The following is a 2,109-nucleotide window of genomic DNA, read 5'->3' as shown; positions in this document are numbered from 1 at the left end:
CAACCAGCGCGTCAGGAAGGCGGCGATATCGTCAGTCATCTCTGCCACTTCTGGATAATCAGCAAAAAAGTCAGCGACCTCAGCATCAAGCCCTGTCGCGGCGCGCAGCTTTGGGTTCCAATGCGGATTGGGCAAAATGCGTACATCAAAAACAAAGTCGGCATCAATTGGGCTGCCGTACTTAAAACCAAAGGATAATAGGTTAATGGCGATTTGATTGTCAGCCCCAACATAATCGCGCAGGCGTTCTTTTAGCTGGTGAATATTAAGCATACTGGTATCAATTTTAAGATCCGCACGCCTAAATATTGGTTGCAAAAGCTGGTTTTCTTTTTCAATCGCCGCTGGTAAATTGTCAGTGGTATTTTCGATGCCTTTGCTATCTTGCACCATCAAAGGATGAATGCGGCGCGTGGCATTAAAGCGCGCCACTAAGATATCCTCTTGCGCCGTCACATAAATGACGGTGAGCGCCTCTTCGCCATACGTCTGCTTTAACGTATCATGTATTTCAGAAAAATTGGACAAATCGGCGCGCGGGGTGCGAATATCGACCCCAAGGGCGACGCGCTTAATCCCGCTATCACAAACCAGCTTTTGTGCTGCCTCAGGAACCAATGACAAAGGCATATTATCAATACAATAATAACCGAAGTCTTCTAGGATATTGAGTACGGAGGTCTTGCCCGAGCCTGAGCGCCCTGACACCACTAAGATACTTAAACCATCTTTATGTGACTGTGTCTGCTCGTTATTTGATTTAGCGTACTCATCGTCCTTAGTTGTACTCATGATGCGTCATCCTTATACATTGCGTCTAGCCACTCCCGCGCTCATGACGACAGTGTTACCGTCACTAGCTGATTGTCTAACAAGCGTGCACGACCCAACCATGCGGCAACCAAAATCACCAAATGCTGCTGATTTTCTTCTAAACTTGCCTGCAAATTGTCTGCCTTTAAAGCCTCAAGCTGCGCCGTTTTAACTTCTAAATAATCAATGATAAAACCTGCGGCAGTGATACGCGCGCTAGCCGCTGCTAATAAATGCTCAGGCCCTTGTTCGATATGCGCGCCATTCCTCAGTTGGTCGGCTAAGCGCTGTAATTCTTGATGAAGTATAGGAGCGATATTGCGCTCAGTTTCAGTTAGATACTGATTGCGCGACGATAGCGCTAAACCATCAGCTGCTCGTACGATAGGTGCGCCAATGATTTCAATGGGATAACTTAAATCACGCACCAACTGCTGAATAATGGCCAACTGCTGATAGTCTTTTTGCCCAAACACAGCGACATTGGGCTGAACGATATTAAAAAGCTTTGAGACGACGATGCCCACGCCATCAAAATGACTAGGGCGCGATTGGCCACATAATTGACTGGTGATTGCGCCTGCGCGAACCGACGTTGGTGGCGGTAATACCGGATACATCTCATCAATACTGGGCGCAAATACGTAATCGGCATTCACGGTAGCAAGTTTGGCAACGTCCTCATCTAACGTCCGTGGATAACTATCAAAATCCTCACCAACACCAAATTGGGTAGGATTGACGAAAATACTCACCACCACAATATCGGCATGTTGTTTGGCAAGTTTAACCAACTCAAGATGACCGTCATGCAGATTGCCCATCGTTGGCACTAACGCAATACGCTGCTTGCCATTTTGCTGACCACGATAAGAGTTTAGGGCGTTACGCAGCGCTGCGATGTGATGATAAATAATTGGCATAGTTACTATGTTTTATCCTAATAGCTTTTTTATCGGTAATCGTCAAATCATTAAATCAAATACGACTTACTTTAATACGGCTAGCTAAATTGGTGCTGCTCAGTGGGAAAACTGCCGTCACGTACCGACTGCTGATACAGCACAAAAGCCCCTTCAATACTACGCGCGCTATTACGCTCGTCAGTTAAAAAGTCATGGACAAAGCGTGGCACGCGGCCGTGCACCATACCCAGCATGTCATGCATGACAAGGACTTGACCATCAGTAGCAGCACCAGCGCCAATCCCAATAACCGGCACAGCTACGGCTTCTGTAACTGCCTTCGCAAGCTCAGCGGGTACACACTCTAATACCAAAAGCGCTGCACCCGCCT

3 protein-coding genes are annotated in these 2,109 nt (G+C 47.2%); all 3 read right to left on the bottom strand.

Annotation, left to right across the window (positions count from 1 at the left end):
• Positions 1–792, bottom strand: a 792-nt coding sequence (gene rapZ, locus V7D75_RS05570; RefSeq protein ID WP_333613751.1) for an RNase adapter RapZ, incomplete at its 3' end; no start/stop codon positions are given.
• A gap of 41 nt (positions 793–833) precedes the next feature.
• Positions 834–1,736 (bottom strand): pantoate--beta-alanine ligase, encoded by a 903-nt coding sequence (gene panC / locus V7D75_RS05565; protein WP_333613750.1) that lies wholly within the window; start codon positions 1,734–1,736, stop codon positions 834–836.
• Positions 1,737–1,816: 80 nt separating this feature from the next.
• Positions 1,817–2,109 (bottom strand): 3-methyl-2-oxobutanoate hydroxymethyltransferase (locus V7D75_RS05560; protein ID WP_333613749.1); only part of this gene is annotated, 293 nt, incomplete at its 5' end.

Origin of the sequence: Psychrobacter sp. (genome assembly GCF_036731945.1) — a bacterium.
In the GTDB taxonomy this organism is placed as follows: domain Bacteria; phylum Pseudomonadota; class Gammaproteobacteria; order Pseudomonadales; family Moraxellaceae; genus Psychrobacter.
Note: the sequence above shows the minus strand (reverse complement) of the source record. Positions and strands in the feature narration are given on the sequence as shown.

Coding starts and splice junctions, on each gene's coding strand:
- panC (WP_333613750.1), bottom strand. CDS start 1,736: ATGCCAATTATTTATCATCACATCGCAGCGCTGCGTAACGCCCTAAAC.